Raw genomic sequence first — 23705 nt, forward strand, 5'->3', positions numbered from 1 at the left:
ACATGACCGGGGACGCCGCACGCCGATCGCACGCACCGACCGCCGCTGCGCCCGCGCTCCGCGCGGACGACGGGGGTTCAAAGACAGGCTCTCAGACGTACGCGAGGAGGCCGTCCAGTGGGCGCGGCACGCGGCCGAGGTCGAGGTGGTCGACGAAGGCGCGCGCGTACAGCGCCTTGCGGCCGCTCCTGGTGCCCATGAAGCGCCGCAGTTGCTGCGGGAGGCCGCGGTCGCGCTGCGCGGGCTGCTTCTGGAAGGTGCGGAAGGAGCGCAGGTCGCCCTGTTCGCCGAGGATGCCGACGACGGTCTCGGCGCTCAGGCTGCGGATCAGCTCGTCCTCCAGGTCCGCCTCGCACACGAAGAAGCCGAGCGTCTCCAGGTCGGCGCGGGTGTGCTGCGGTCCCGCCCCCGTGCGTTCGAGGACGCGCCGGAAGTAGTGCGCCTCCCCCGCGTCGCACAGCCCCGCCACCGGGACGTCGAGCCCTCCGGGCCCGCACAGGGCGAGGAATCGTCCGATGCTCATCGCGCCGCCCAGCGGGAGGATCGAGACGCCCTCCGCGTCGAGGCTGCGTCCGCGGCGTTCCGCGAGCGCCTCCAGGGCCACGAGGTCGCTGTCCCCCTCGACGAGGACGACCCTGCGCACGCCGGCGTCGGCCGCCCGCGCCCGAGCCGCTTCGGCGGCGGACGCGCCGCCCTCCCCGCCGGCCGCCCACGCCACGGCGGCCCTTCGAAAACTCGTCGTCGCCTTCACGCGCCCAATATCGCAGCGCCGCCAGTCGCCCGGCACTCGAATTAGCTCGTACGTTCGATTGCGCGTTACGCTGGGCCCATGGCATCGCACCAGCTCCAGGGGTCGCTCTTCGATCAGAGCGACGACGTGCACCTGCGCCCGCTGACCGAGGCCCGCAGGACGGTACTCGGCGACGGTGCGTGGATCGACCTGCTGCCCGGCTGGCTGAGCGGCGCCCACGTGCTGTTCGAGCGGCTGGCCGTGGAGGTCCCGTGGAAGGCCGAACGCCGGCAGATGTACGAGCGGGTCGTGGACGTACCGCGCCTCCTGGCCTTCTACGGCGCGGGCGAACCGCTGCCCCACCCCGTCCTCGACGAGGCACGGCGGGCGCTCTCCGACCACTACGCCGAAGAGCTCGGCGAGGCCTTCACGACGGCGGGCCTGTGCCACTACCGCGACGGACGCGACAGCGTGGCCTGGCACGGCGACCGCATCGGCAGGGGCGCCCGCGAGGACACCATGGTCGCCATCCTCTCCGTGGGGGCGCCACGTGATCTGCTGCTCCGGCCCCGCCACGGGGGCGAGGGCGTCCGCCGCCCACTCGGCCACGGCGACCTGATCGTCATGGGCGGCTCCTGCCAGCGGACCTGGGAACACGCCGTCCCCAAGTCGACGCGGGCCACCGGGGGCCGCATCAGCATCCAGTTCCGACCCAACGGAGTTCGCTGACCCGTCACTCGGGCGCGCAAGCCGTGGACATAGGTTTCTGGTCAAAATTTATCCGCCCGCGGTCAACGGGTGCGGGCGGTGACCCCCGCGACTATCGTCGAGGTCGGTCTGGCTCGGCGGGAGGTCCGCACTGTGACCCTGCAGGACGAGGAACTCGCCGCGCTCTTCGCCCGGTTGATGAGGGTGGCCAGTCTCGACCCCCTCGACACACGAAGGTTGTTGGCGACGTGCGCGGAGAGCGGGCGACGCGTGTACGGCGCGCGGGGCGCGATCGTGCAGTACGCACCGCTGAGTTCCCCCGACATCACCACCGAGGGCACCGGCAGCGCCCTGCGCACCCTGGCGTCGGACGCCGTGTCGTGGAAGGAAGGACCCGGGTGTGACGCCCGTTCCACGGGTGCCGCCCTGATCGACGTGGACGTCACCACGCGTCCGGCCCGGGTGCGCTGGCCGGCCTGGACGCCGCGCGCGCTGGCGCTCGGCTTCAACCGGGTGACCGCGCTGCCCCTCAAGAGTTCGGACGGCATCCCGTTCGGCGCGCTGGTCCTGCTCGGCCCGCCCGCGGTGACCACGGACGGGAAGGCTCTCGCGCTGGCCCGCAGCCTGGCGGAGACGGCCGCTCACGCGCTCGCCCTGCAACGGCGGGCGTTCGAGAGCCGTGTCCTCGCCACCCAGTTGCAGACGGCGCTGAGCAGCCGGGTCGTCATCGAGCAGGCCAAGGGCATGCTCGCGGTCCGGCAGGGCCTCACCCTCGACGACGCCTTCGACCGGCTGCGCCGCCACGCCCGCGCCCACCGGCGCAAGGTGGCGGACGTGGCGCACGAGGTCACCGAGGGACGCGACGACATCCCGTCCCGCTGAGCGGGTTCCCCTCCGCTCCGTTCCCCGACCGCTCGATCGCTCGTGCCCCGTGAGTCCGCGAAGGGACCCGTACCGTGACGACCACGCCCACCACCCCGATCGTGCTCGACCCCACCGGCGCCCGCACGCACGACGAACACCTGCGGCTGCGTGCCCACGGGCCCGCCGTCCGCGTCGACGTCCTCGGCGTCACCGCCTGGTCCGTCACCGACCCCGGGCTGCTCAAGGAGTTGCTGAGGAGCCCGCAGGTCTCCAAGGACGCCCGCGCCCACTGGCCGGGGCTCGCCGAGGCCGAAGGGACGTGGCCGCTCGCCCTGTGGGTGACGGTGAACAACATGTTCACCGCCTTCGGCGCCGACCACCGCCGGCTGCGGCGGATGATCGCCCCGGCGTTCAGCGCGCGCCGCGTCGCCGCGCTGCGGGACGACATCACCGCCATCGTCACCGGTCTGCTCGACGACCTGGCGGCCCTGCCCGCCGAGGACCCCGTCGACCTGCGGGAGTCCTTCGCCTACCCGCTGCCGATAGCCGTCATCTGCCGGCTGATGGGCGTACCCGTCGAGCAGGCCCGCGGATTCCGCGGCCTCGTCGACGGCGTCTTCGACACCACCCTGACCGCCGCCGAGTCCGCGGCCAACACGGCCGCCCTGTACGAGGCGCTCGGCGACCTCATCGCCACCAGGCGCACCACTCCCGGCGACGACATGACCTCCCTCCTCATCGCCACCCGCGACGAGGAGGGGGACGGCGGCAGCCTCTCGGAGGCGGAGCTGCGCGACACCCTGCTGCTGATGATCTCCGCCGGTTACGAGACCACCGTCAACGTCATCGACCAGGCCGTCGCCCAGACCCTGGCCCACCCCGAGCAGCTGGCCCGCGTCCGGTCGGGTGAGGCCGGCTGGGACGATGTCGTCGAGGAGACGCTGCGCCTCGAACCGGCGATCAAACACCTCCCCCTGCGCTTCGCCGTCACCGACATCGAGCTGCCCGACGGGCAGGTCATCGCGGCGGGCGAGGCGATCCTGCCCTCCTACGCCGCGGCCAACCGGCACCCCGGCCGGCACGGGGACACCGCCGACGACTTCGACGTGACCCGCCCCGACAAGGAGCACCTCGCGTTCGGGCACGGCGTCCACTTCTGCCTCGGCGCGCCGCTGGCCCGCCTGGAGGTCGCCACGGCCCTGCGGATGCTCTTCGAGCGGTTCCCCCGGATCGAGCTCGCCGTGCCCGCCGCGGAGCTCGAACCGTACGGCTCGCTGATCAGCAACGGTCACCGGTCCCTCCCCGTCCGCCTCCGGCGGTAGGGACCGCCGAGCCGGTCCGGGCGCCGTCGCCCTGCCTCCGCCGCGTCCCGGGCGTACTGTCGAGAGATGAGTGACGGGTGAATCACCGTCGCAGCCGCCCATGGCCGCTGCCCGGTCGGCTGGAGGACATCGCGCGATGCTCGGTCACGGGGTTGACGACGGGGGTGCCGGTGCGCTGGACGCGGCGCTGGCCGACACCGTGCGCCGTACGGGGGCCTCGGCCGGGGGCGTCTACCTCCTGGACGAGGGCGCGCCCGTGCTCGGCCTCGTGGTGCTCTCCGGGATGCCGGAGGAGGTGGCGTGGCCGTGGCGGCGGGTGCCGCTCGACGCGGACGTGCCGGTGAGCGAGGCGGTGCGCGACGACCGGCTGGTCTGGGTGGGGTCGCAGGACGACATGGCCCGCGCCTATCCGCGCGCCGCGGCGAGCCTGCCGTACCGGTTCGCGCTGGCCGCCGCCCCGCTGCCGGGCGGCTCGCGGTGCCTGGGCGCGCTGTTCCTGCTGTGGCCCGCGAGTCACCCCGCCGAGGCCACCCGCCGCGAGCGGGGCCACATCAGCTCGGCCGCCCGGCGCATCGCCCGGGTCCTCGGCGACGCCTCCGTCCTGCCGCCGGTGCCCGAGCATCCGCGGCACATCCCGGTGGCCGCGGTCAGCCGTCCGCGCGGCGGTCAGCGGCTCCGGGCCGCGGCCGACTACATCGACCGGCTGCCCGAGGCGGCCATCGGCCTCGACCTGGAGGGCCGGATCACCTATCTGACCCCGGCCGCGGCGGAGCTGCTCGGGCTGGACGCCGGCCGGCTGATCGGCACCCGGCCCTGGCAGTCGCTGCCCTGGATGGACAACCGGGTCGTGGAGGACCACTACCGCACCGCCGTCATCAGCCGCGACCCGGTCACCTTCACCACTCTGCGGCCCCCGGACACCTGGCTGCGCTTCCAGCTCTACCCGGACGCCAGCGGCATCAGCGCCCGCGTCACCCGTGCGGGAACGCCGGAGGGCGACGTGCCCGAGCGCGCCGGTACGTACGCGGCGCGCGGCCCGGTGGCGGCGCCGCCCGCGCCGTCGGGGCGGCTGTACCAGCTGGTCCACCTGGCCGCCGCCCTCACCGAGACGGTGGCCGTACGCGATGTCGTCGACCTGGTGGCCGACCAGATCCTGCCCGCCTTCGGCGCCGACGGCCTGGTGCTGTCCGCCGCCGACGCGGGACGGCTGAAGATCACCGGGCACCACGGGTACGACCGGGCGACGATCGACCGGCTCGACGGCCTCCGCCTCGACACCGACGTCACTCCCGCGGGTGAGGTCCTGGCGAGCGGAGTCCCGTCCTTCTTCACCAGCCCCGACGAGCTGGCACGCCGCTTCCCGAAGGCGCCGCGGCTCAGTGACAAGCAGGCGTGGGCGTTCCTGCCGCTGGTCGTCTCCGGCCGGCCCGTCGGCTGCTGCATCCTCTCCTACGACCGGCCCCACGAGTTCAGCGCGGACGAGCGCGCCGTCCTCACCTCACTGGCCGGTCTGGTCGCGCAGGCCCTGGACCGCGCCCGCCTGTACGACGCCACCCGCGATCTCGCGCACGGACTCCAGCAGGCCCTGCTGCCGCGCAACCTGCCCGCCCTGCCGGGTCTCGACGCCGCCGCCCGCTATCTGCCCGCCAGCCGCGGCATGGACATCGGCGGCGACTTCTACGACGTCATCCGCATCGACGCCACCACCGCCGCGGCCGTGATCGGCGACGTCCAGGGGCACAACGTCTCCGCCGCGGCCCTCATGGGCCAGGTGCGCACCGCCATCCACGCCACCGTGGGCGCCCCGCCCGACCAGGTCCTCGCCCGCACCAACCGGGTCCTCTCGGAGCTGGAGACGGACCTGCTGGTCTCCTGTCTCTACGCGCACATCGACCTCGTGCGCCGGGAGGCCGTCGTGGCGAGCGCGGGTCATCCGCCGCCGCTCCTGCACCGCCCCGGCGGGCCGCCGGGCGTCATGGAGATCGAACCCGGCCCGCTGCTCGGCGTCGAGACCGCCTCTCGCTACCCCGCCACCGTCCTGCCGCTGACGCCGGGGACGACCTTCGCCCTGTACACCGACGGCCTGGTGGAGATCCCGGGCGCGGACCCGGACCGGGCCGCGCTGGGTCTGTCCAACTGCCTCGCGGAGTACAGCGGGCAGGACCTCGACCACCTCATCGACATCCTCCTGCGCCACGCCCGGCCCACCCCGCACTACACCGACGACATCGCCGTACTGCTGCTGCGCACGGCGCCGCCCCCGGCGTGAACGGCCGTTGCCGGGGCGGTCCGTATCAGGACGTCAGGTCGTCCGGCCGTACGCGCAGCTTCGCCGCGATGCGGGCCAGGGCCCTTCGGTCGGCCGCGGTGAGCGGGGTGAGGACGAGGTCGCGGACCGCCCGTACATGGGTGGGGGCGGTCTCGACGACCACTTCGTACCCCTCGTCGGTGAGGGCGGCCAGGGTGTACCGGCCGTCGTCGGGGTCGGGTGAGCGCTCGACCCAGCCGCGCTGCTCGAACCGCTTCACGACGTTCGACAGGCGGGAGAGGGAACCGCTGGCGAGGTAGGCCAGTTCACTCATCCGCAGGCGGCGCCCCGGGGCCTCCGAGATGTGGCTGAGGGTCAGGTACTCGAAGAGGGAGAGCCCGCTCTGCTGTTGCAGCGGCGCTTCGAGCTTGCCTGGCAGCAGCAGGACCAGCGAGATGAGTCCGGTCCAGGCTTCCTTCTCGTCCGCGTCCAGCCACAGTGCGTCGTCGGATGCGTCCTGACCTGGGTTCGAGTCGGCGGATTTGGCCATGGGGTCACCCTATCGAAAATCGATGACTTCACGCATGAAGCGAATTAGGGTAGGTTTCACTTCAAGCGTGAAGTGCTTTTACTTCACGTGTGAACCCCCAACGCAGGGAGCGCCATGAACGAGCCCCAGTTTTCCGTCACGCCCGGCTACGGCGACACGCTGCACGACCGGTTGCACTACAGCCAGGCCGTCCGCGTCGGCGACCGCGTCGAGATCTCGGGACAGGGAGGCTGGGACGAGGCGTTCACCTTTCCCGAGTCCCTGGAGGAGGAGATCGTCCGGGCCTTCGACAACGTCGAGAAGACCCTCGCCACGGCCGGGGCGGGCTGGCAGGACGTCATCGGCGTGCACTCGTACCACATTCCCGACTCCCCCGACTGGATCGGCGAGCTGCCCACCCGCGTCATGACGGAGCAGATGCGCGCGCGCATGGGTGAGCGCGCACCCATCTGGACGCAGATCGGCGTTCCGGCGCTCGGGGCGCCGGGGATGCGGGTGGAGATCAGGGTGACCGCCGTTGTCGGCCACGCGGGCTGAGCCCCTCGCCCTCTTCTCCCACTGTCCGGCCGTGGCGGTCCTCCGCCACGGCCGGTCGGCGTTCACACGGAGCGCAGGGAGGTCACACGGGACGTACGGAGGTCAGGAGCGCGGCCAGGGATGGCCGCTCAGCCGCTCCACGCTCGTGTTGAACCGCTGGAGGTAGCGGGCGAAGGTCTCCACGTCGTCGGCCGGCCAGTCCTCGAAGACCCGGTCGAGCTCCTTGATGTGCGCCTCCCGCTCGGCGTCCAGCCGCCGAGCGCCCTCCTCGGTGAGCCGGAACTTGCGGGCCATGCCGCCCGCGGGGTCGGGGATGCGTTCGAGCAGTCCGGACCGCACCGCGCCCGCCGTCTGCCGGTTGAGCGTGGAGGCGTCGAGCGTGAACGCCTCGCTGAGCTGTCCGATCGTCATCGGCCCCTGCACCCGGATGCGGCTGAGCAGGATGTACGTACTGCGTTCCAGGCGACCCTGCCGCTGGCGCAGCTTGGCGGTGCTCAACTGGTGCCGCCCGAGCACCATGTGCTCGAACTCGACCAGGTGCGATGGCTTCTCCATGTGCTGCGTCCTCCTACCGCGACCGTATCGCACCACGTGGCGGCGCCCACGCCCCCGCCCGGCGCACCGCCGCCCGTGCGTGTGCTCGATGCATGGCATGTGCCCCATGCACAGAGTATGTATAGTGCACATCCTTGCTCAGTGAACGAATCGAGGAGTGTCCCTATGGAAGCCCAGCAGTCGGGCGGCAGGACCGGCGGCATAGTCGCCACCCTGGCGCTCGCCGGTACGGTCGCCGCGATCATGCAGACGCTGGTGACGCCGCTCATCGCCGAGCTGCCGCAGATCCTGGACACGTCGTCCTCGAACGCCGCGTGGGTCATCACCGTGACCCTGCTCGTCGCGGGCGTCTGTGTGCCCGTCACCGGACGCCTGGGCGACCTGGTGGGCAAGCGCCGCATGATGCTGGTCTGCGTCGTGCCGCTGATCGTCGGCTCGGTGGTCTGCGCGCTCTCCTCGTCCGTCGTCCCGATGATCGTCGGACGCGGTCTGCAGGGCATGGGCATGGGCATGGTGCCGCTCGGCATCGCGCTCCTGCGGGACGTCGTGGCGCCCGAGAAGCTCAGCTCCTCCATCGCGCTCGTGAGCGCCTCCATGGGCATCGGCGGCGCCATCGGCCTGCCGATCGCCGCCGCCGTCGCGCAGTACGCCGACTGGCGCGTGCTGTTCTGGGGCTCGGCCGCCCTCGCACTGGCCATCGGCTTCCTGATCTTCGCCGTCGTGCCGGACGTCCCGGCCGCCGCGAAGGGCCAGCGCTTCGACGCCCCCGGAGCGGTCGGGCTCGCCATCGGCCTCGTCTCACTGCTGCTCGCCATCTCCAAGGGCGCCGACTGGGGCTGGGCCTCCGGCACCACGCTCGGCCTGTTCGCCCTGGCCGCCGTGGCGCTGGCCGTCTGGGGCCTCTGGGAGATGCGCACCCGCGACCCGCTGATCGACCTGCGCACCACCGTCCGGCCGCGCGTGCTGCTCACCAACGCCGCGTCCGTCCTCATCGGCGTCGGCATGTACGCCTTCATGCTGATCGCGCCGCAGCTCCTCCAGTTCCCCGAGGCCACCGGCTACGGCCTCGGCCAGTCGATGCTGGCGGCCGGTCTGTGGATCGCGCCCGGCGGCGTCATGATGATGCTGATCTCGCCGCTGGGCGGAAAGCTGATCAACACGCGCGGTCCGAAGCTCGCGCTGGTCTGCGGCGCCCTCGTGATCGCCGTCGGGTACGGGGCCGCGCTGCCGCTCATGGGCACCGCCTGGGGCATCATGGTCGCCGGCATCGTGATCAACAGCGGTGTCGCCCTCGCCTACGGCGCCATGCCCGCGCTCATCATGAGCTCGGTGCCGGTCGCGGAGACGGCTGCCGCCAACGGCTTCAACACCCTGATGCGCTCGCTCGGCACGACGATCGGCTCCGCCGTCATCGGCGTCGTCCTCGCCCAGATGACCATCGGCATGGGCGGCGTCACGATCCCCTCCGAGGACGGCTTCCGCACGGGCCTGCTGATCGGCTGCGGTGTCGCCCTCCTTTCCGCGGCCGTCGCGGCCCTCATCCCCGCGCTGCGCGAGGCAGACGGCGACGAAACTGCCGACGGGGCGCCCGCCGCGGCCGACCGGGCGGCGACCCGGGCCTGACCCGCGCCGCCCCGCCGGTCACTGCTCCGGCCGGCTCCCGCTGGGCGCGTGGCTCAGGTCGACGACGCAGAAGAGGTTGCCGTCCGGATCGGCCAGGACGACGAAGTCGGGGTCGGGCGGATACAGGTCCCACTCCACGGCCCGTGCGCCGAGCCCGATGAGCCGGCGGACCTCCGTCCGCTGCTCCTGCGCCGAGTCCGTGAAGAGGTCCAGGTGCAGCCGCGGGCGCTCCTGTGCGGGCGAGTCGCTGCGCATCAGCGCGAGGGCCCTGCCCGACCCGTCGGCATGGTCGAGCGTGCGCCAGGTCTCGCTCTCCCACTCCGGTGTCGCCATCAGGTCGAGTGCCGCCGTCCAGAAGGTCACCGCCCGGGCGACCGTGACACCGATGACGGGAATGCCGAGCCTCAGAGCCTGTGTCATAACCCCGGCCGGGCGTGCGACGCCTGGCACGCACTCCCCCACGCCTGAAGGGCGCGGGGGGACCCCCATGCGGTGTTGCCGAAACGCCCACGTGGCTCCGCCACGAGGACGCTCCGGCGCCTTGCGATCGCACGCACCAGACGCCGCACGCTGATCCGGCCGGGGTTATGACACAGGCTCTCAGCATGGTGACCTCACTTCCCCCGTACTTCTTCTGTCGCGCGCCTCCCCGCCCGGGAGGCGGCGTAGGCGGCCTCCCTCACTCCGCTGAACCTGTCCGTGGGGCGCAGGCCCGGAAGGCAGTGCTGATACGGGTCGTAGGAGAGGGTCTCGCCCGGCGGCAGGTCGAGGGGCGGCCCTGTCGTGAGCGTGCCCAGGTGCCACCACGCCCCGCCGGGCAGCGCGGCACAGAGGTGGAACGCCAGCGGCGCCCGCTCCAGCGCCGCCCGCAGCGCGGTCAGACCGCTGGGCACGTGGGGCGATGCGCCGGACGGGTGGGCGATCAGCAGCCCCTGGCGTGTGCCGATGCGATACGCGAGGAGCGTCGAGTACGGGCCGCTCGTCGCGTCCAGGCGCGGCAACGGCAGATGCCTGGTCACCCGGCCGCCGCCGCTGGTGGTCAGCAGCACGTCCAGGGGCCGGCCGGGTCCCCCCGCGTCGTGGACGCGCAGGGCGAGACCCAGCGCGTCCGGCAGCCGCCCGGGCAGCCCTGCGGCCCGTGACCAGCGCAGCAGGACCCGGTGGTCGCCGGGTTCGTCGAGCCAGGGCTCACCCCACGCGCCACCGGCCGGGCGCACGGCGAGGGTTGCCTCGGCGTGGACTCCGAAGGGGTGCAGCGCCGGGGCCCCGCGCCGGCGGGCGGCGGTGCGGGCCGCCCGCGCCACGAGCCCGGCGCCCGTGCGCGGACGTGCCGCTGGTGTCGTGGGCTCGGGACCCAACGCGCTGTCCTCCCTTCGGCCGAGGTACGCAGGTGCGTACCTCGGCATGGCGTCGCCCGTCGTTCAGCCGTCCTTGTTCGTGCCGTTCATGGCCTTGCGGACGGCGTCCTTGGTGCGGTCCATCAGCGCGGCGACGGGCCCGAGGGCCATGTTGGCCGCGCCCGACTGCACCCCGGGGTGGGGCCGGGTGGGGGCCATGGCCTCCGCGGCCTTGACCGCCTTGGCCATCGCCGCCAGGTTCGCGCTGTCGGTGCTGCGCCGGATGTGGGTGAACTCGTAGCGCTCCTCGGCGCGCGCGTGCTCCTGGACGTCCTTGCGGAGCTTGAGGAGCTGGGGCATGAACTTGGGGTCGTCGGTGTCGAAGTCGTCCAGTTCGGCCAGGGTCTCCTTGGCCGCCTTCTCCTCGGCGAGCCGGTCGTCCACGACGTCCTTGCCGCCCTTGAGCGTGCGCCGGGAGAACGGGTGGACGACCTCTTCCTCGGCCGTCTCGTGGACTGCGAGCAGCCGCACCAGACGGCGGAACGCCTCGCGGCGCTCCTCGCCGCTCGCGGCCTCCACCTCGTCGAAGAGGTTGCGGATGTCGCCGTGCTGACGCATCAGCAGCGACACCACGTCGGTGTCGGGCGCCATGTCGTCCCCTGCGTGCGGGGTCCGCAGCTCAGTCATCTGCCCGCCTCACTTCTCGCGCTGGGTGGGGTCGGGGTGCTCGCCCTCGGTCTGCACGCGGTACTCACGGCCGAACATGGCGTCGTGCTTGGCCATGACCCGGTCGCTCGGGGGCGCCTCGCCGCCGTGGATCTGCTCCTGCATCCGCTCGAACCGCTCGTGCGCCTCGCGCACGTAGCCCGCGCCCAGGGTGGTCAGGTCCATCTGGGTGTCGAGCAGCTCGCGCAGGTAGCCCTTGTTCGGCTCGAAGGTGAGGACGTTGGGCAGCGCGGGGGCGAGGACGGACGCGGGGTCGCGGCCGTCGTGCTTGCGCATCAGGTCACAGGCGATGTGCAGGTGCTCAAGCTCCATGTTCAGGTGCAGCTCCCAGATGGCCTTCACCCTCGGGTCGCTCTCCTGCTCCATGAAGGAGTAGTACAGGTAGCACTCGTTGTACTCGTGGTTGACCAGCTGCTCCCACCACGTCTCACCCGGGTCGACCAGCGACTCGTAGTGGGTGACGTGCTCTTCCTCGATGAGCCCGATCTCCTGGTACAGCTGGCGGGCGATCGGCTCCATGTAGGTGGGGCCGGTGTTCATGTAGAAGTTCATCGTCTGCTGCTCGGCCGACATGATCGTCAGTGCGTGCAGCTTGGACAGCGGGTTGGTCTCGTCCTTGGCGTACGGGTCGCGGACGTTGTCGACCGGGTCGCGGTGGTGGAACCGGGTGGGCCTGCCGGGCATGACCTCGGTGAGGCCGTCGACGATGGACTCCGCCTTGCGGTGCTCGATCATCTCGTACAGGTTCGCGTACCGGTACAGGTGGTCGAAGTCCTCAAGGACGCCGAACTGGTAGGCCTGCTTGAGGTACGGGTCCGGCTCCATCCGCGCCACCCACGCCGTCAGGTCCACGGCGACCTGCTCGTAGGCGATCGTCGTCTCCAGGACCGACGACACTCCCGGCAGCAGCCAGTTGACCACCTTCTGCTGCTGCGCCTCGATGTAGCGGGTGCGGGCAAGCAGCCGCTTGACCTCGGGGTCGACCGTGTTACGGGCGAGCTGGTGGCTGAACATGATCGCCTCGACCTCGATGCCGTTCATCGTGATGACGCGGCAGCGGGTGTACGGGTCGCAGTGGTCCGGGTCGATCGGGGCGACGTTCAGCTCACGCCAGTTGCGCAGCTGCTTGTCCAGCGGGATGCCACGCTGTTCGAGCGGGTTGAAGGTCACGGCAGTTCTCCTCGGTGAGAAACAGACGTCATCTCGACGAAGGACGACGAGTGGGCGGAGTACCCCGGCGGTCGCGTTCCATGTCCGCCGAGGCCGCGGGGCACCGAGAAGCCATGTTTCCCCCGCCCGGGGGTCCCCGCCATCGCACGCGACCCCCGCTCGGCAGGGGCACCCGGGTGGCGTAAGGCCGGGCGGGTTTTCCCGCCGGACGTACTCATTCGCCGTTCTTCTGTACGAGGCAGTCGTAACCGAGCTGCATCGCGTCGGCGGCCGCGAGTGCGGTCAGGCCGCCGGTCACGGTCCGCGTGGCGCCCGGCCACAGCAGGCGGGCACCCGTGATGGTGGTCGTCAGCCAGACGCTCAGGCAGAACGGGCAGGTGATGAGCTCCCCCACGGTCGACCTGACGAGGCCGCCGCGGGGGCTCTCGCTGACCTCCGCCGGTCCCGTCGCCGACTCGTAGCGCGTGAAGGGCGCCCTGAGCGGGCTGGTGACCGAGCCCTTGCTGAGCAGCCGGCTCAGCCGGAACGTGGCGGCCGCCGCGCACACGATGTCCCATGGCTCGGGACGCTCGGGGAGCTTCGCCCCGCGCAGGCCGACCGCCGCGCCCCACGCGGCCGTGTAGACGCCGAACGCGGCCACGGCGCCCGCGTGCCCGCCGAGGTGGCGCCGCTCTCCCGGGGAGTAGGCCCCGCCGATGCGCCGGAACACCTTCTTCACCCGCTGCCCGCGGGTGTCCTCCTCGCGCTCTTCTTCACGCTCTTCTTCGCGCTCTTCCTCGCGCTCGTCGCCGTGCTCCACGGTCGCCTCCGCTGGTTCGCCGCCGGTCCTGTCCGGTCGTGGACAACAGGTAACCGTTCGGCACCAGCGGAAACGCCTCGGCAGGGCATCCGGGGGCCTCAGCCGGCGAAGCGGGCCATCCACGCCTCGACGTCGTCCGCCGAACGGGGCAGGCCCGCCGACAGGTTCTCGTGACCGTCGGCGGTGACCAGCAGGTCGTCCTCGATGCGGACGCCGATGCCACGCCACTCCTCGGGGACGGTCAGGTCGTCCGGCTGGAAGTACAGGCCGGGCTCGACGGTGAGCACCATGCCGGGCTCCAGCGCGGCGTCGACGTACTCCTCGTTCCGTGCCTGTGCGCAGTCGTGGACGTCGAGGCCGAGCATGTGCCCGGTGCCCGCCATGGTGAAGCGACGCTGCAGGCCGAGTGCGTACGCGCGCTCCGCCGGGCCCTCGATGAAACCCCACTCCACCAGGCGTGCCGCCAGATGGCGCTGGGACGCCTCGTGGAAGTCACGGTAGGCCGCCCCCGGCTTCACGGCGGCCATGCCGGCCTCCTGCGCCTCGTACACCGCCTCGTAGACCCTGCGCTGCACGGGGGTGAACGTGCCGCTGATCGGGAGGGTGCGCGTGACGTCCGCTGTGTAGAGCGAGCGCGCCTCGACCCCGGCGTCGAGCAGGAGCAGCTCGCCGGGGCGCACCGGGCCGTCGTTCTCCGTCCAGTGCATGATCGTGGCGTGGTCGCCCGCCGCGCAGATCGAGCCGTAGCCGACGGCGTTGCCCTCCAGTCGCGCGCGGCGGAAGAACGTGCCCTCGATCCACCGCTCCGACGTCGCGACCGCCCGCGAGAGGTCGCCGACGACGTCGGTGAAGCCGCGCACGGTGGCGTCCACGGCCTTGCGCAGTTCGCCGATCTCCCAGTCGTCCTTGACGAGGCGCAGGTCGCTCAGCGCCTCCTCCAGCTCGTCGTCGCGCTCCTCGTCGGAGGTGACCGCGGCCTCCAGGGCGGCGTCGACGCCGCGCACGATCCGGGTCGGCCCGTCGAAACCGGCGGCCAGGTCGGCCGCGGCCGTGCGGACGTCGCGGCAGGGCAGGCCGAGCACGAGCTGTGACTCGGCGAGCGAGCGGCGCCTGCCCATCCACAGCTCCGCCGTGGGGCCGGTCCAGAACTCGTCGTCGTCCCTGCCGTCCCGCGGGAGCTGGTAGCAGTAGGCGTCGTGGCCGCCGTCCGCGCGGGGCTCCAGGACGAGGGCTCCGTCACGGGCCTGGTCGCTGGTCATGTGCACGTAGCCGGAGTAGGCCCGGAACGGATACGTGTCGTCGTTCGAGCGGACCTTGAGGTTGCCGGAGGGGATCACCAGGCGTTCGCCGGGGAAGCGGGCGGAGAGCGCGGCGCGGCGCCGGGCGGCGTACGGGGCCTGCTCGTCCGGGGTCAGGTCGTGCCGTTCGGTGTCCGCCCAGCCGGTCCGCATGAGGGCGGACAGCTCTTCGGATATGCCCGGGTAGAGCCGGTTCTTGCGGCCTTTCGCCATGGCGTACGCCTTTCTCTGGATCTTTCGGGCTTCTCCGGCTCCGCTTGGTTCGCCGGCTTCGCTGGGTTCGCCGGCTTCTCCGGGGCCTTCACTCGCGGTCCCCGCGGGCTGCGCACGGGGGCTCGCTGCCGCCCTCCGGAGCAGCGGCCGGATCGGAACGTACTCTGCGCCGCGGGCGTCCGGGGCCGGATCGTGCCACTGGCACGGATCGGCCACGGTCCCGGTCGGACGCCGCCGATAATGCCGCCATGACGAACGTGAGACTCGGCGAGGCCCTGCGGCTGCTCGGGCTCGGACCCGCCGCGGCCCGCGTCTACCTCGCCCTGCTGGAGCGGGCTCCGGCCCCGTTGAGTGCGATCGGCTCCGCGGCGGGACTCGCCGGCACGGAACTCGGCTCGGCCTACGAGGAGTTGGTGGACGCCGGTCTCGCCGGCGGCGTCGAGCGGGGCGGGGACGCGGTGGCCCCGGTACCGCCCGCCGCCGGTCTCGAAGTCCTCACCCGGCGGCGGGCCGCCGAGGTCGAGGAGTCGCGCGTAGCGGTCGGCGGCGCCTTCGACGCGTTCCGGCGGCAGCGGCTCGCCGCCTACGACGACCACCTCGTCGAGGTCGTCACCGGCGACGCCGTGGGCCCCAGGATTCGCCAGGCCTGGGCCAGTGCCCGCGAGCAGATCAGGCAGTTCGAGTCGCCGCCCTACTTCCCCCTGCCCGGCGCCACGGAGGACGCGCTCGCCACGCTCGCCAGGGGCGTGACGCAGCGCGTCGTGTACTCGCGGGAGTCCCTCGCGCACCCGGGCCACCTGACCGAGGTCATCGAGCCGTGCGTCAACGCGGGCGAGCAGGCCAGGGTGCTGCCCTCGGTGCCGGTCAAACTCGTCGTCATCGACGAGGCGTACGCACTCGTGTCCCTGTCGATCAAGGAGAGCGACGTGCACAACACCATGCTGGTCGTGCAGCCGTGCGGTCTGCTCTCGGCGCTCATCGCCCTGTTCGAGCAGTCCTGGGCCAACGCCCTGCCGTTCCACGGCCGCACCGCGGCCCCCGGCGGGCTGCCGCCGGCCGACCGCCGGCTGCTGTGGCTCCTCGCCGGAGGAGCCACCGACGAGGTCATCGCCCGGGAGCTGGGGATCAGCCGCCGCACGCTCTTCCGGCGCCTCCAGGTCCTGATGGCCCGGCTCGGCGCGGCGAACCGCTTCCAGATGGCGTTGCAGGCGCAGCGCTGCGGGTGGCTCTGAGCGGGGCGGGGGGCCGGTCCCGGGTGCCCCGGGGGCGTCGGAGCGTCGGGGCGTTCGCCGGGCCGGGCGTCAACGGCCCTGCCGCCGCCAGGCGTCGAAGCTGAGCAGGACCCGCACCAGGCGCCAGATCCCGGCGGCCACCCCCAGCACGGCACCCGCCGTGAGCACCGCCCTGCCCGCGGGCTCCGAGGCCCCGATGAGCACGGCGGGGACCAGTGAGAGGCCGAACACCGCCACGGCCAGCAGAGCCGCCGTCACCAGCGCGAAGACGATCTCCACCGTCATCGCGTCCTTCTCCCACCGCGACTCCCGCCCCTCATCCATGGGGTCAGTCTCACACGTCGGCTTCGACGAACGCCCGCTCCCACGGGCTCGGCCCCGTGCCGTCGCGCCAGGCGTCGAGCTCGGCCCCGTTCACGCACACGATGCCGCACTGCTCCGCGTACTCCAGGGCGGGGACGGTGAAGTCGCTCGTCGTGACGAGGACCGCGACATCGGCCTCGTGGACGGTGAAGCACGTGCCGCCGAAGCGCTGCAGATCCTGTGAACCGACCTTGTTGGTGTCGCCGTAGCGCTTGCACTGGATGATGATCCGCCGCCCGTCGGGGGTGACGGCCACGACGTCCGCCCCCAAGTCGCACGCGCCGCCCACGACCTCCACGTCCAGGCACGCGTCGCGGACGCACAGTTCGGCCACGGCCTGCTCGAAGCCGTCGGGGTCGAGGTCGGTGTAGTCGTCGGGGAAGGCGACGACGGTCGCCTCCTCCGTCCCGGGCACGGGCACGCCCGGCGCCGCCTGCGTCACGCCGGCCACGACGCCCTGCTCCACCGGGGCCGCCGGGGTCACCCGGGCCGTCTGGGCCGGGATCACGGGTGCGGCCGGCGGCACCCGCTCGCCCGCCGTCAGGTCGTCGAGGCTGTCGGAGGCCCGTTCGGCCGCCTCCTCCAGCACCTCGGCGGCCCGGCGCGCGCATCTCGCGGCGGAGAACCGGCGCCACCTCGCCCGGCACAAGTGCGCTGCCGCGACGGCCACCACGAGGAGCGAGACGGCCCACAGCGGGCGGCTCTCGACGATGTGCGCCGCGGTGCGCGCCAGGAACACCACCGCGCACAGGATGACCGCGAGCAGCACGAAGAACAGGGTGGTCACACGGAGGTCGAAGCGCCGCTCGCGGTTCATGCGTCGGACCGGGCGCGTGGGTGCGGTCATGGCCACTCTCTCTTCTCCGGACGACGGATGTCGGCGACGTGGAGCACGGGACAACGAAGATCACTTGGTCCTCCGAGTGCCCGAGATCGACGTCGGCAAAAGAGGTGCGTGGCCGTGAGACCGCCCGCCGCGGTCCGTCTCCCCGCCCGGGGCCAGGGCCGCGGACGCTGCCGGGAGGCGTTGAACCTACCAAGACTGCAAGCCCTTGCGTAAGTGGTTGCACAGAGAACTTCGCGATATTTCCGGGGTGTTAAGTCGTGACGCCGGAAGGGTTGACCTTGAATGAAGCGCCCCGTACGTTCTGGTCCCCGAAAGCTGCTGTCTTCTTGCAGCAAGTAACTGCAAGTTCCGCACCGGCACGGCGCGTTGCCACGCGGGGCCACCCCACGCCAGTTCCCCCTTCCCCACCCCCAGGAGAAACGATGGCTAGACGGTTCCTCGCCGCCTCTGTCGCCATGACGGCCGCGTCGGCGGCCCTCATCGCCCTGCCCCAGTCGGCCCAGGCCGCACCGCCCGGCGCCAAGGACGTCACCGCCGTGATGTTCGAGTGGCAGTTCGCCTCGGTCGCCAAAGCGTGTACCGACCGGCTCGGGCCCGACGGCTACGGATACGTGCAGGTCTCCCCACCCCAGGAGCGCCTGCGAGGCGAAGCCTGGTGGACCGCGTACCAGCCGGTCAGCTACAAGATCGACACGCGTCTGGGCAACCGTGACCAGTTCCGCGACATGGTCAAGACCTGCCACAGCGCCGGTGTGAAGGTGGTCGCCGACACGGTCATCAACCACATGGCCAACGCCCAGGGCACCGGGTCGGCCGGCACCGACTTCACCAAGTACAACTACCCCGGCCTCTACAGCGGCAACGACTTCGACGACTGCATGCGGGAGATCAAGAACTACCGCGACCGCTGGGAGAGCCAGCACTGCGAACTCGGCGGCCTCCCCGACCTCGACACCGGCGAGGAGTACGTCCGGGGCAAGATCGCGAACTACATGAACGACCTGCTCTCCCTCGGCGTCGACGGCTTCCGCGTCGACGCCGCCAAGCACATGGCGGTCGACGACCTCAAGGCCATCCGCTCCAAGCTCACGAACCAGAACGCCTACATCAAGCAGGAGACCCTCTACGGCGAGGGTGAGGACGTCTCGCCCAGCGAGTACCAGTCCGTCGGCGACGCCCAGGAGGTCCGCTACGGCTGGAACCTGAAGCGCGTCTTCAAGGACGAGAAGCTCGCCAACCTGAAGAACTACGGCGAGGGCTGGGGCTACATGCCCGGCGGCAAGTCCAGCGTCTTCGTCACCAACCACGACACCGAGCGCCACGGCCAGACGCTCAACTACAAGGACGGCGCCGACTACACCCTGGCCCACGTCTTCATGCTCGCCTGGCCCTACGGCTCACCCGACGTCCACTCCGGCTACGAGTTCTCCAGCGCGGACGCCGGCTCCCCCAACGGCGGCAAGGTCGACGCCTGCTTCTCCGGCGGCTGGAAGTGCCAGCACGCCTGGCGCGAGATCTCGTCCATGGTGAAGTTCCGCAACACCGCCGGCCGCGCGGGCGTCACCAACTGGTGGGACAACGGCGGCGACGCCATCGCCTTCGGCCGCGGCGACAAGGCGTTCGTGGCCATCAACCACGAAGGCTCCTCCCTGAACCGCACCTTCCAGACCTCGCTGCCCTCCGGCACCTACTGCGACGTGCAGAGCGGCAAGGCCGTCACGGTCAACGGCTCCGGACAGTTCACCGCGAACATCGGTGCCAACGCCGCCGTCGCCCTGCACGTCGGCGCGCGCAACTGCAAGGACGACGGCGGTGAGCCCCAGCCCGGTGACACCGGCGCCTCCTTCAAGGTCAACGCCACCACCCAGTGGGGTCAGAACATCTACGTCACCGGCAACCGGCCCGAACTGGGCAACTGGAACCCCGCCAACGCCAAGAAGCTCGACCCGTCCGCCTACCCCGTCTGGAACCTGGACGTCGACCTGCCCAAGGGCACCGCGTTCGAGTACAAGTACCTCCGCAAGGACGCAGCCGGCAAGGTCACCTGGGAGGGCGGCGCCAACCGCACCGCGACCGTCGACAACAACCGCATCTCCCTGAACGACACCTGGCGGAACTGACCTCCCCGACCGCACCGCACCTCCCCGACCGCATCTCCGGAGACCGCCCGGCGCCCACCGCGCCGGGCGGTCTCCGCTCGCTACGACGAGCGAGGGGCGATGAACCCACCGACGCGTGCGTTGACCCGCTCGGCGGCCAGATGCTGCAACCCGTGGTGGCCCACGCCCGGCAGGGTCTCGGTCTCCGCGCGCGGCAGCAGCTCCGCGGCCGTGGCCGCCACCCGGGCGGCGCGGTGCGGGCGGCTGCGGGCCGCGAGCAGGATCAGCACGGGGATGTCGAGCGCGCGCAGGGCGTCGGCGTCGGGGCGCGGCCCGGTGACCGGCCGGGCCTTCTCGAAGCCGGCCGCCGCCTCCTGGAGGCGCAGCCAGGCCGGGTCGAGCGGCGCGCCACCGCTCTCCCAGCGCAGGAAGGAGCGCACGCGCGCGGGGCTCGGCGCGAGCAGCATCGGCAGGGCCCGCAGGAGGTAACCCGGCCGGTAGCCGGAGAAGCAGCCGGTGGGGTCCAGCAGGGCGAGGCGCCGCACGCGGGGCGAGGCCAGGGCGTGGTGCAGGGCGATCCAGGCGCCGTAGGAGTGGCCCGCGAGGGCGACCCGTGCGATGCCGAGGCCGTCGAGGAGGGCGTCCAGCCAGCCGTTGAGGTCGGCGACGCGGGTGATCCGCCGCTCGGCGTCCGGCACACCGCGCCCGGCGTCGCCGATGAGGTCGGCGGCCAGCACGCGGTGGGTGCGGGCCCACACCGGGGCGTTGGCGAACCAGGAGGCCGAGGTGTCACCGCCGCCGGGCAGCAGGAGCAGCGGCGGGGCGTCGGGCGCGCCGAGGCCGTTGACGCGGGTGACGCCGTAGGGGGTGGGGACGTCGAGGCGGTCCACCCGCGGGCGGCCCCCGGCCTCCGGCTCCCATCGGCCGAGGAGTCCGTCGTAGGCCGCGAAGAACGTTTCGTACGCCATCAGGCGCCCCCATCCAGCACGTTTCCCGATATCTCTCGTACAGCGATACTCTCGCTGAGCGAGATACTAGGGGAAGAGGTCGGCATGGACACCGGCGGGACCGCGATGGACATCGTCCATCTGCTGCGCGAGACGACGACCGAACTGGCGCTCACGCACGGCGAGTTCGCCCGCGCCAACGGACTGCACACCACCGACGTACGCGCCCTGGTGTGCCTGCTCGACGGCGAGCGCACGGGGACCCCGCTCACCCCCGGCGAGCTGGGCACGCGGCTCGGTCTGAACTCGGCGGGCACCACAGCGGTCATCGACCGCCTGGAGCGCGCCGGATACGTGGGGCGCCTGCGGGACGCCCGGGACCGTCGCCGCGTCCGCCTCCAGGTGAGCGAGCAGGCCGTCGCTCTCGGCCGGCGGCACTTCGGTCCGCTGATCGCACGGGCCCTGGACCTGCTGGAGGGTTTCGAGGAGAGCGAGGTGCTCGCCGTACGGAGATTCCTGTGCGGCATGCGGGACGCGGCGCGGAGCAGCCGCTCGTAGGGGAGAAGGCGGTGGGCGTTCTCCTGTGTTAGCGTCAACCGTTTGCACGGGTGTGGCGGCCGGCGTTCTCGGGCCGTGCGGGTCCCGTCGTCCGTCTACCGGGCCTTCCTCGGTACGTACCGCCTGCGGGAGGCTCCCCCATGACCGATTCGGACCACTCCGAGACCCCCTCGGCGACGCCGCGGGGCGGCTCCTTCGCCGGTCTCGGGCTGCCGCCCGCCGTGCTGCGCGCGCTGGGCGAGCAGGGTGTCAGGACGCCCTTCCCGATCCAGGCGGCCACGGTGCCCGACGCCCTCGCGGGGCGTGACGTGCTGGGGCGCGGGCGCACCGGTTCCGGCAAGACGCTCGCCTTCGGGCTGCCGCTGCTCACACGGACCGCCGGGCGGCGCGCGGAGGCCAAGCAGCCCCTCGCCCTGGTCCTCGTGCCCACCCGGGAGCTGGCCCAGCAGGTCACCGAGGCCCTGGCCCCGTACGCGGAGGCGCTGGGCCTGCGGATGGCCGCGGTCGTCGGCGGCATGTCGATCGGGCGGCAGGTCGCCGCGCTGCGCGACGGCGCGGAGGTCGTCGTCGCCACGCCTGGCCGGCTGCACGACCTCATCGAGCGCAAGGCATGCCGACTGGGGCACGTGCGGACCACGGTCCTCGACGAGGCCGACCAGATGTGCGACATGGGCTTCCTGCCGCAGGTCACCGAGGCGCTGGACCAGGTGCGGCCGGAGGGTCAGCGGATGCTGTTCTCCGCGACCCTGGACCGTGACGTCGACGATCTCGTCTCGCGCTATCTGAAGGACCCGGTCGTGCACTCGGTCGACCCGTCCGCGGGCGCGGTGACGACGATGGAGCACCACGTGCTGGTCGTCCACGGGCCCGACCGGTACGCCGTCACCACGGAGATCGCCGCTCGCGACGGCCGCGTCCTGCTGTTCCTCGACACCCGGCACGGGGTCGACCTGCTCACCCGGCATCTGCGCGCCGGCGGGGTGCACGCCGCCGCGCTGCACAGCGGCAAGTCGCAGCCGCAGCGCACGAAGACGCTCGCGCAGTTCAGGGACGGTCACCTCACCGTGCTGGTGGCGACGAACGTGGCCGCCCGCGGTCTGCACGTCGACGACCTCGACCTGGTCGTCAACGTCGATCCGCCCACCGATCCCAAGGACTATCTGCACCGTGCGGGCCGCACCGCCCGCGCGGGCGAGTCCGGCGCCGTCGTCACGCTGGTCCTCTCGGGGCAGCGCCGCGAGATGAGCCGGCTCCTGGCCGAGGCGGGCGTCGAGGCGAAGGTCACCAAGGTGCGCTCGGGCGAGCAGGAGCTGAGCCGGATCACCGGGGCCAAGGCTCCTTCCGGTGTGCCGCTCGACGGGCCCGCGGCGCCCCGGGCGAAGAACACCAACGCGCCCTTCCGCGGCCTCGGCACCAGCAAGGACGCCTCCCGCGGCACCGGCGGCAAGTCCCGCAAGTCCGGTGAGGCGCGCAAGCTCGCCGAGGCCCGCAAGGCGGCCCGCGTCCGCCGCGGCTCCTGAGGGACCGCCCCTGCGGGCCCCGGCGCGCCGGTCAGTCGTCGGCCGCGGGGGCCTTGGCGTCGGCGGGTTTCGGGGCGTCCGCGGTGGCCGCGGGGTGGCCCTTGGGCAGCGTCAGGGTGAGGACGAGCGCGAGGACGACGAGACCGGCCACCCACCAGAAGGTGTGGCTGAAGTCCGCGGGCCCTGCGCTGTTCTGCTCCCCCGCCCGGCTCGTGAGGACCACGGCGAACAGCGCGGTGCCGAGTGAGCCGCCCACGCGCTGGAGGATGTTGATGGCGGTGGTGGCGCGCGGGATCGACGCCTTCGGCAGCCCGCCCTGGAAGACGGCGGCCATCAGCGGGCCCACGCAGAGCCCGACCCCCGCGCCGCGCACGGCGAGCGCGGCGAGCAGCAGCCACATCGGCGGGTCGGACGGCAGCTGGGTGTAGACCAGGGTCCCGAGCGCCAGCAGGCCGAGGCCGCCCAGCATCGCGGGCCGCGGGCCCAGCTTGTCGGCGAGCGAGCCGCCCAGGAAGAGCATCAGGAGCATGCCGATGCCCTGGGGCGCCACTTCGAGGCCGGCCTCCAGCGCGGTGTCTCCCCTGGCCTGCTGGAAGTAGAGCGGGAAGAGGTAGACCGCGCCGAAGAAGAAGCCTCCGTACACCAGCATGATCCCGGAGAGCGTCCTGAACCAGCGGGTGTTGAACAGCCGCAGGTCGATGACCGGCGGGTGCGGCGTGGTGCGGGCGTGCACCACGTACCCCGCGAGCAGCACGGCGCCCGCCGCGACGGGGACGAGTACCGCGGTCGCGCCGTCGGCCACCCGGGAGACGCCGAAGACGAGCAGGGCGAGGCCGGGTGAGAGCAGCAGCAGTCCCCTGAGATCGAGGCGGGCCGTGCGCTGCGGCTCGTCGCGCGGGAGCATCTTGGCGGCGAGGCCGCCCGCGATCAGGCAGATGGGCAGGTTGAGGTAGAAGATCCAGCGCCAGGTCGACGTCTCGACGAGGACGCCGCCCAGGGTCGGGCCGATGACCGAGGCGAACTGGGTGGGGATGGTGACCAGCGCCATGATCCGGCCCACCCTGGCGGTGCCCGCGGCGCGGGCCAGGACCGCCTGGGCGATCGGCACGATCATGCCGCCGCCGAACCCCTGAAGGACCCTGGAGACAATCAGCGAAGGCGCTGACCAAGCAATTCCGCACAGCAGTGAGGCGCCCAGGAAAATCCCCATGGCCGTCAGCCACATGGTCCGGGCGCCGAAACGGTCGACCGCCCACCCGGTGACAGGGATAACCGTGGCGATTCCCAGCAGATATCCCGTGATAATCCACTGGATCGTGTCAATCGGAGTGTTGAATTCCGAACGAATATCGTTCAGCGCCAGCGACACGATGGTCGCGTCCAGAGCCGCCGCGAACGTACCCGCGGCCATGAGGGCACCCAGGACAAGGAGCGGCCGATCTAGTCGTGTTTCCTCTTG

At 72.2% G+C, this 23705-nt stretch carries 23 protein-coding genes; 10 read left to right on the forward strand and 13 right to left on the reverse strand.

Translation table 11 applies throughout. From position 1 onward, the window contains the following. Window positions 1-91: 91 nt before the first annotated feature. Window positions 92-751 (reverse strand): ATP-dependent endonuclease, encoded by a 660-nt coding sequence (locus AB0I16_RS22605; RefSeq protein ID WP_363251280.1) that lies wholly within the window; start codon window positions 749-751, stop codon window positions 92-94. Between the two features lie 78 nt (window positions 752-829). Here AB0I16_RS22605 and AB0I16_RS22610 point away from each other — a divergent pair, with 78 nt between their 5' ends. From AB0I16_RS22610 to AB0I16_RS22625, 4 genes are all read left to right on the forward strand, one after another. Then, a complete protein-coding gene (locus AB0I16_RS22610) occupies window positions 830-1459 on the forward strand; it encodes an alpha-ketoglutarate-dependent dioxygenase AlkB (protein WP_363251281.1) in 630 nt (209 codons plus the stop codon). 78 nt (window positions 1460-1537) lie between these two features. Beyond that, entirely contained in the window at window positions 1538-2320 is a 783-nt protein-coding gene (locus AB0I16_RS22615; RefSeq protein ID WP_363251282.1) for a GAF and ANTAR domain-containing protein, read from the forward strand. A gap of 74 nt (window positions 2321-2394) precedes the next feature. Continuing rightward, window positions 2395-3624 carry a cytochrome P450 gene (locus tag AB0I16_RS22620; protein ID WP_363251283.1) on the forward strand — a complete coding sequence of 410 codons (1230 nt, stop codon included), beginning with the start codon at window positions 2395-2397 and terminating at the stop codon, window positions 3622-3624. A gap of 136 nt (window positions 3625-3760) precedes the next feature. Then, window positions 3761-5893 carry a SpoIIE family protein phosphatase gene (locus AB0I16_RS22625; protein ID WP_363251284.1) on the forward strand — a complete coding sequence of 711 codons (2133 nt, stop codon included), beginning with the start codon at window positions 3761-3763 and terminating at the stop codon, window positions 5891-5893. A 25-nt stretch (window positions 5894-5918) separates the two neighbouring features. On the opposite strand, the gene AB0I16_RS22630 is transcribed toward AB0I16_RS22625, so the two are convergent. Next, on the reverse strand, window positions 5919-6422 hold the full coding sequence (locus AB0I16_RS22630; protein ID WP_363251285.1) for a MarR family transcriptional regulator: 504 nt from the start codon (window positions 6420-6422) through the stop codon (window positions 5919-5921). A gap of 114 nt (window positions 6423-6536) precedes the next feature. Here AB0I16_RS22630 and AB0I16_RS22635 point away from each other — a divergent pair, with 114 nt between their 5' ends. Beyond that, the gene (locus AB0I16_RS22635) at window positions 6537-6959 is read left to right on the forward strand and encodes a Rid family hydrolase (RefSeq protein ID WP_363251287.1); all 423 of its coding nucleotides are present in this window, start codon (window positions 6537-6539) and stop codon (window positions 6957-6959) included. 102 nt (window positions 6960-7061) lie between these two features. On the opposite strand, the gene AB0I16_RS22640 is transcribed toward AB0I16_RS22635, so the two are convergent. After that, window positions 7062-7514 carry a MarR family transcriptional regulator gene (locus AB0I16_RS22640; RefSeq protein WP_363251288.1) on the reverse strand — a complete coding sequence of 151 codons (453 nt, stop codon included), beginning with the start codon at window positions 7512-7514 and terminating at the stop codon, window positions 7062-7064. A 165-nt stretch (window positions 7515-7679) separates the two neighbouring features. On the opposite strand from AB0I16_RS22640, the gene AB0I16_RS22645 reads away from it, so the two are divergent. Continuing rightward, window positions 7680-9137 carry an MFS transporter gene (locus tag AB0I16_RS22645; protein ID WP_363251289.1) on the forward strand — a complete coding sequence of 486 codons (1458 nt, stop codon included), beginning with the start codon at window positions 7680-7682 and terminating at the stop codon, window positions 9135-9137. 18 nt (window positions 9138-9155) lie between these two features. Here AB0I16_RS22645 and AB0I16_RS22650 read toward each other — a convergent pair whose 3' ends face one another. The 6 genes from AB0I16_RS22650 to AB0I16_RS22675 all read right to left on the reverse strand — a co-directional run bounded on the left by AB0I16_RS22650 (window position 9156) and on the right by AB0I16_RS22675 (window position 14680). After that, on the reverse strand, window positions 9156-9557 hold the full coding sequence (locus AB0I16_RS22650) for a VOC family protein (protein WP_363251290.1): 402 nt from the start codon (window positions 9555-9557) through the stop codon (window positions 9156-9158). 194 nt (window positions 9558-9751) lie between these two features. Next, window positions 9752-10495: a phosphodiesterase gene (locus tag AB0I16_RS22655; protein WP_363251291.1), complete on the reverse strand. Its 744-nt coding sequence runs from the start codon at window positions 10493-10495 to the stop codon at window positions 9752-9754. A 63-nt stretch (window positions 10496-10558) separates the two neighbouring features. Then, a complete protein-coding gene (locus AB0I16_RS22660) occupies window positions 10559-11161 on the reverse strand; it encodes a hemerythrin domain-containing protein (protein ID WP_363251292.1) in 603 nt (200 codons plus the stop codon). Window positions 11162-11170: 9 nt separating this feature from the next. Continuing rightward, window positions 11171-12370, reverse strand: a complete 1200-nt coding sequence (locus tag AB0I16_RS22665; protein WP_363251293.1) for a hypothetical protein — start codon at window positions 12368-12370, stop codon at window positions 11171-11173. A gap of 214 nt (window positions 12371-12584) precedes the next feature. Then, window positions 12585-13169: a DUF1360 domain-containing protein gene (locus tag AB0I16_RS22670; protein WP_363251294.1), complete on the reverse strand. Its 585-nt coding sequence runs from the start codon at window positions 13167-13169 to the stop codon at window positions 12585-12587. Between the two features lie 98 nt (window positions 13170-13267). After that, entirely contained in the window at window positions 13268-14680 is a 1413-nt protein-coding gene (locus AB0I16_RS22675) for an aminopeptidase P family protein (protein ID WP_363251295.1), read from the reverse strand. A 248-nt stretch (window positions 14681-14928) separates the two neighbouring features. Between AB0I16_RS22675 and AB0I16_RS22680 the strand changes: the two genes are divergently transcribed. Continuing rightward, window positions 14929-15912, forward strand: a complete 984-nt coding sequence (locus AB0I16_RS22680; RefSeq protein WP_363251296.1) for a LuxR family transcriptional regulator — start codon at window positions 14929-14931, stop codon at window positions 15910-15912. 69 nt (window positions 15913-15981) lie between these two features. Here the strand turns inward: AB0I16_RS22680 and AB0I16_RS22685 are convergent, their stop codons facing one another. Beyond that, a complete protein-coding gene (locus AB0I16_RS22685; RefSeq protein WP_363251297.1) occupies window positions 15982-16236 on the reverse strand; it encodes a DUF6332 family protein in 255 nt (84 codons plus the stop codon). A gap of 10 nt (window positions 16237-16246) precedes the next feature. Continuing rightward, window positions 16247-17122 (reverse strand): restriction endonuclease, encoded by an 876-nt coding sequence (locus tag AB0I16_RS22690; protein WP_363251298.1) that lies wholly within the window; start codon window positions 17120-17122, stop codon window positions 16247-16249. 422 nt (window positions 17123-17544) lie between these two features. On the opposite strand from AB0I16_RS22690, the gene AB0I16_RS22695 reads away from it, so the two are divergent. Continuing rightward, window positions 17545-19242 carry a carbohydrate-binding module family 20 domain-containing protein gene (locus tag AB0I16_RS22695; protein WP_363251299.1) on the forward strand — a complete coding sequence of 566 codons (1698 nt, stop codon included), beginning with the start codon at window positions 17545-17547 and terminating at the stop codon, window positions 19240-19242. Window positions 19243-19322: 80 nt separating this feature from the next. On the opposite strand, the gene AB0I16_RS22700 is transcribed toward AB0I16_RS22695, so the two are convergent. Next, window positions 19323-20189, reverse strand: a complete 867-nt coding sequence (locus AB0I16_RS22700; protein ID WP_363251300.1) for an alpha/beta fold hydrolase — start codon at window positions 20187-20189, stop codon at window positions 19323-19325. 84 nt (window positions 20190-20273) lie between these two features. Here AB0I16_RS22700 and AB0I16_RS22705 point away from each other — a divergent pair, with 84 nt between their 5' ends. Next, on the forward strand, window positions 20274-20726 hold the full coding sequence (locus tag AB0I16_RS22705; protein WP_363251301.1) for a MarR family transcriptional regulator: 453 nt from the start codon (window positions 20274-20276) through the stop codon (window positions 20724-20726). Between the two features lie 140 nt (window positions 20727-20866). Continuing rightward, window positions 20867-22246, forward strand: a complete 1380-nt coding sequence (locus AB0I16_RS22710; protein WP_363251302.1) for a DEAD/DEAH box helicase — start codon at window positions 20867-20869, stop codon at window positions 22244-22246. Between the two features lie 31 nt (window positions 22247-22277). Here AB0I16_RS22710 and AB0I16_RS22715 read toward each other — a convergent pair whose 3' ends face one another. Then, a complete protein-coding gene (locus tag AB0I16_RS22715; protein ID WP_363251378.1) occupies window positions 22278-23657 on the reverse strand; it encodes an MDR family MFS transporter in 1380 nt (459 codons plus the stop codon). Window positions 23658-23705: the final 48 nt, after the last annotated feature.

The sequence above is a fragment of the Streptomyces sp. NPDC050703 genome, from assembly GCF_040654435.1.
Classification (GTDB): Bacteria; Actinomycetota; Actinomycetes; order Streptomycetales; family Streptomycetaceae; genus Streptomyces.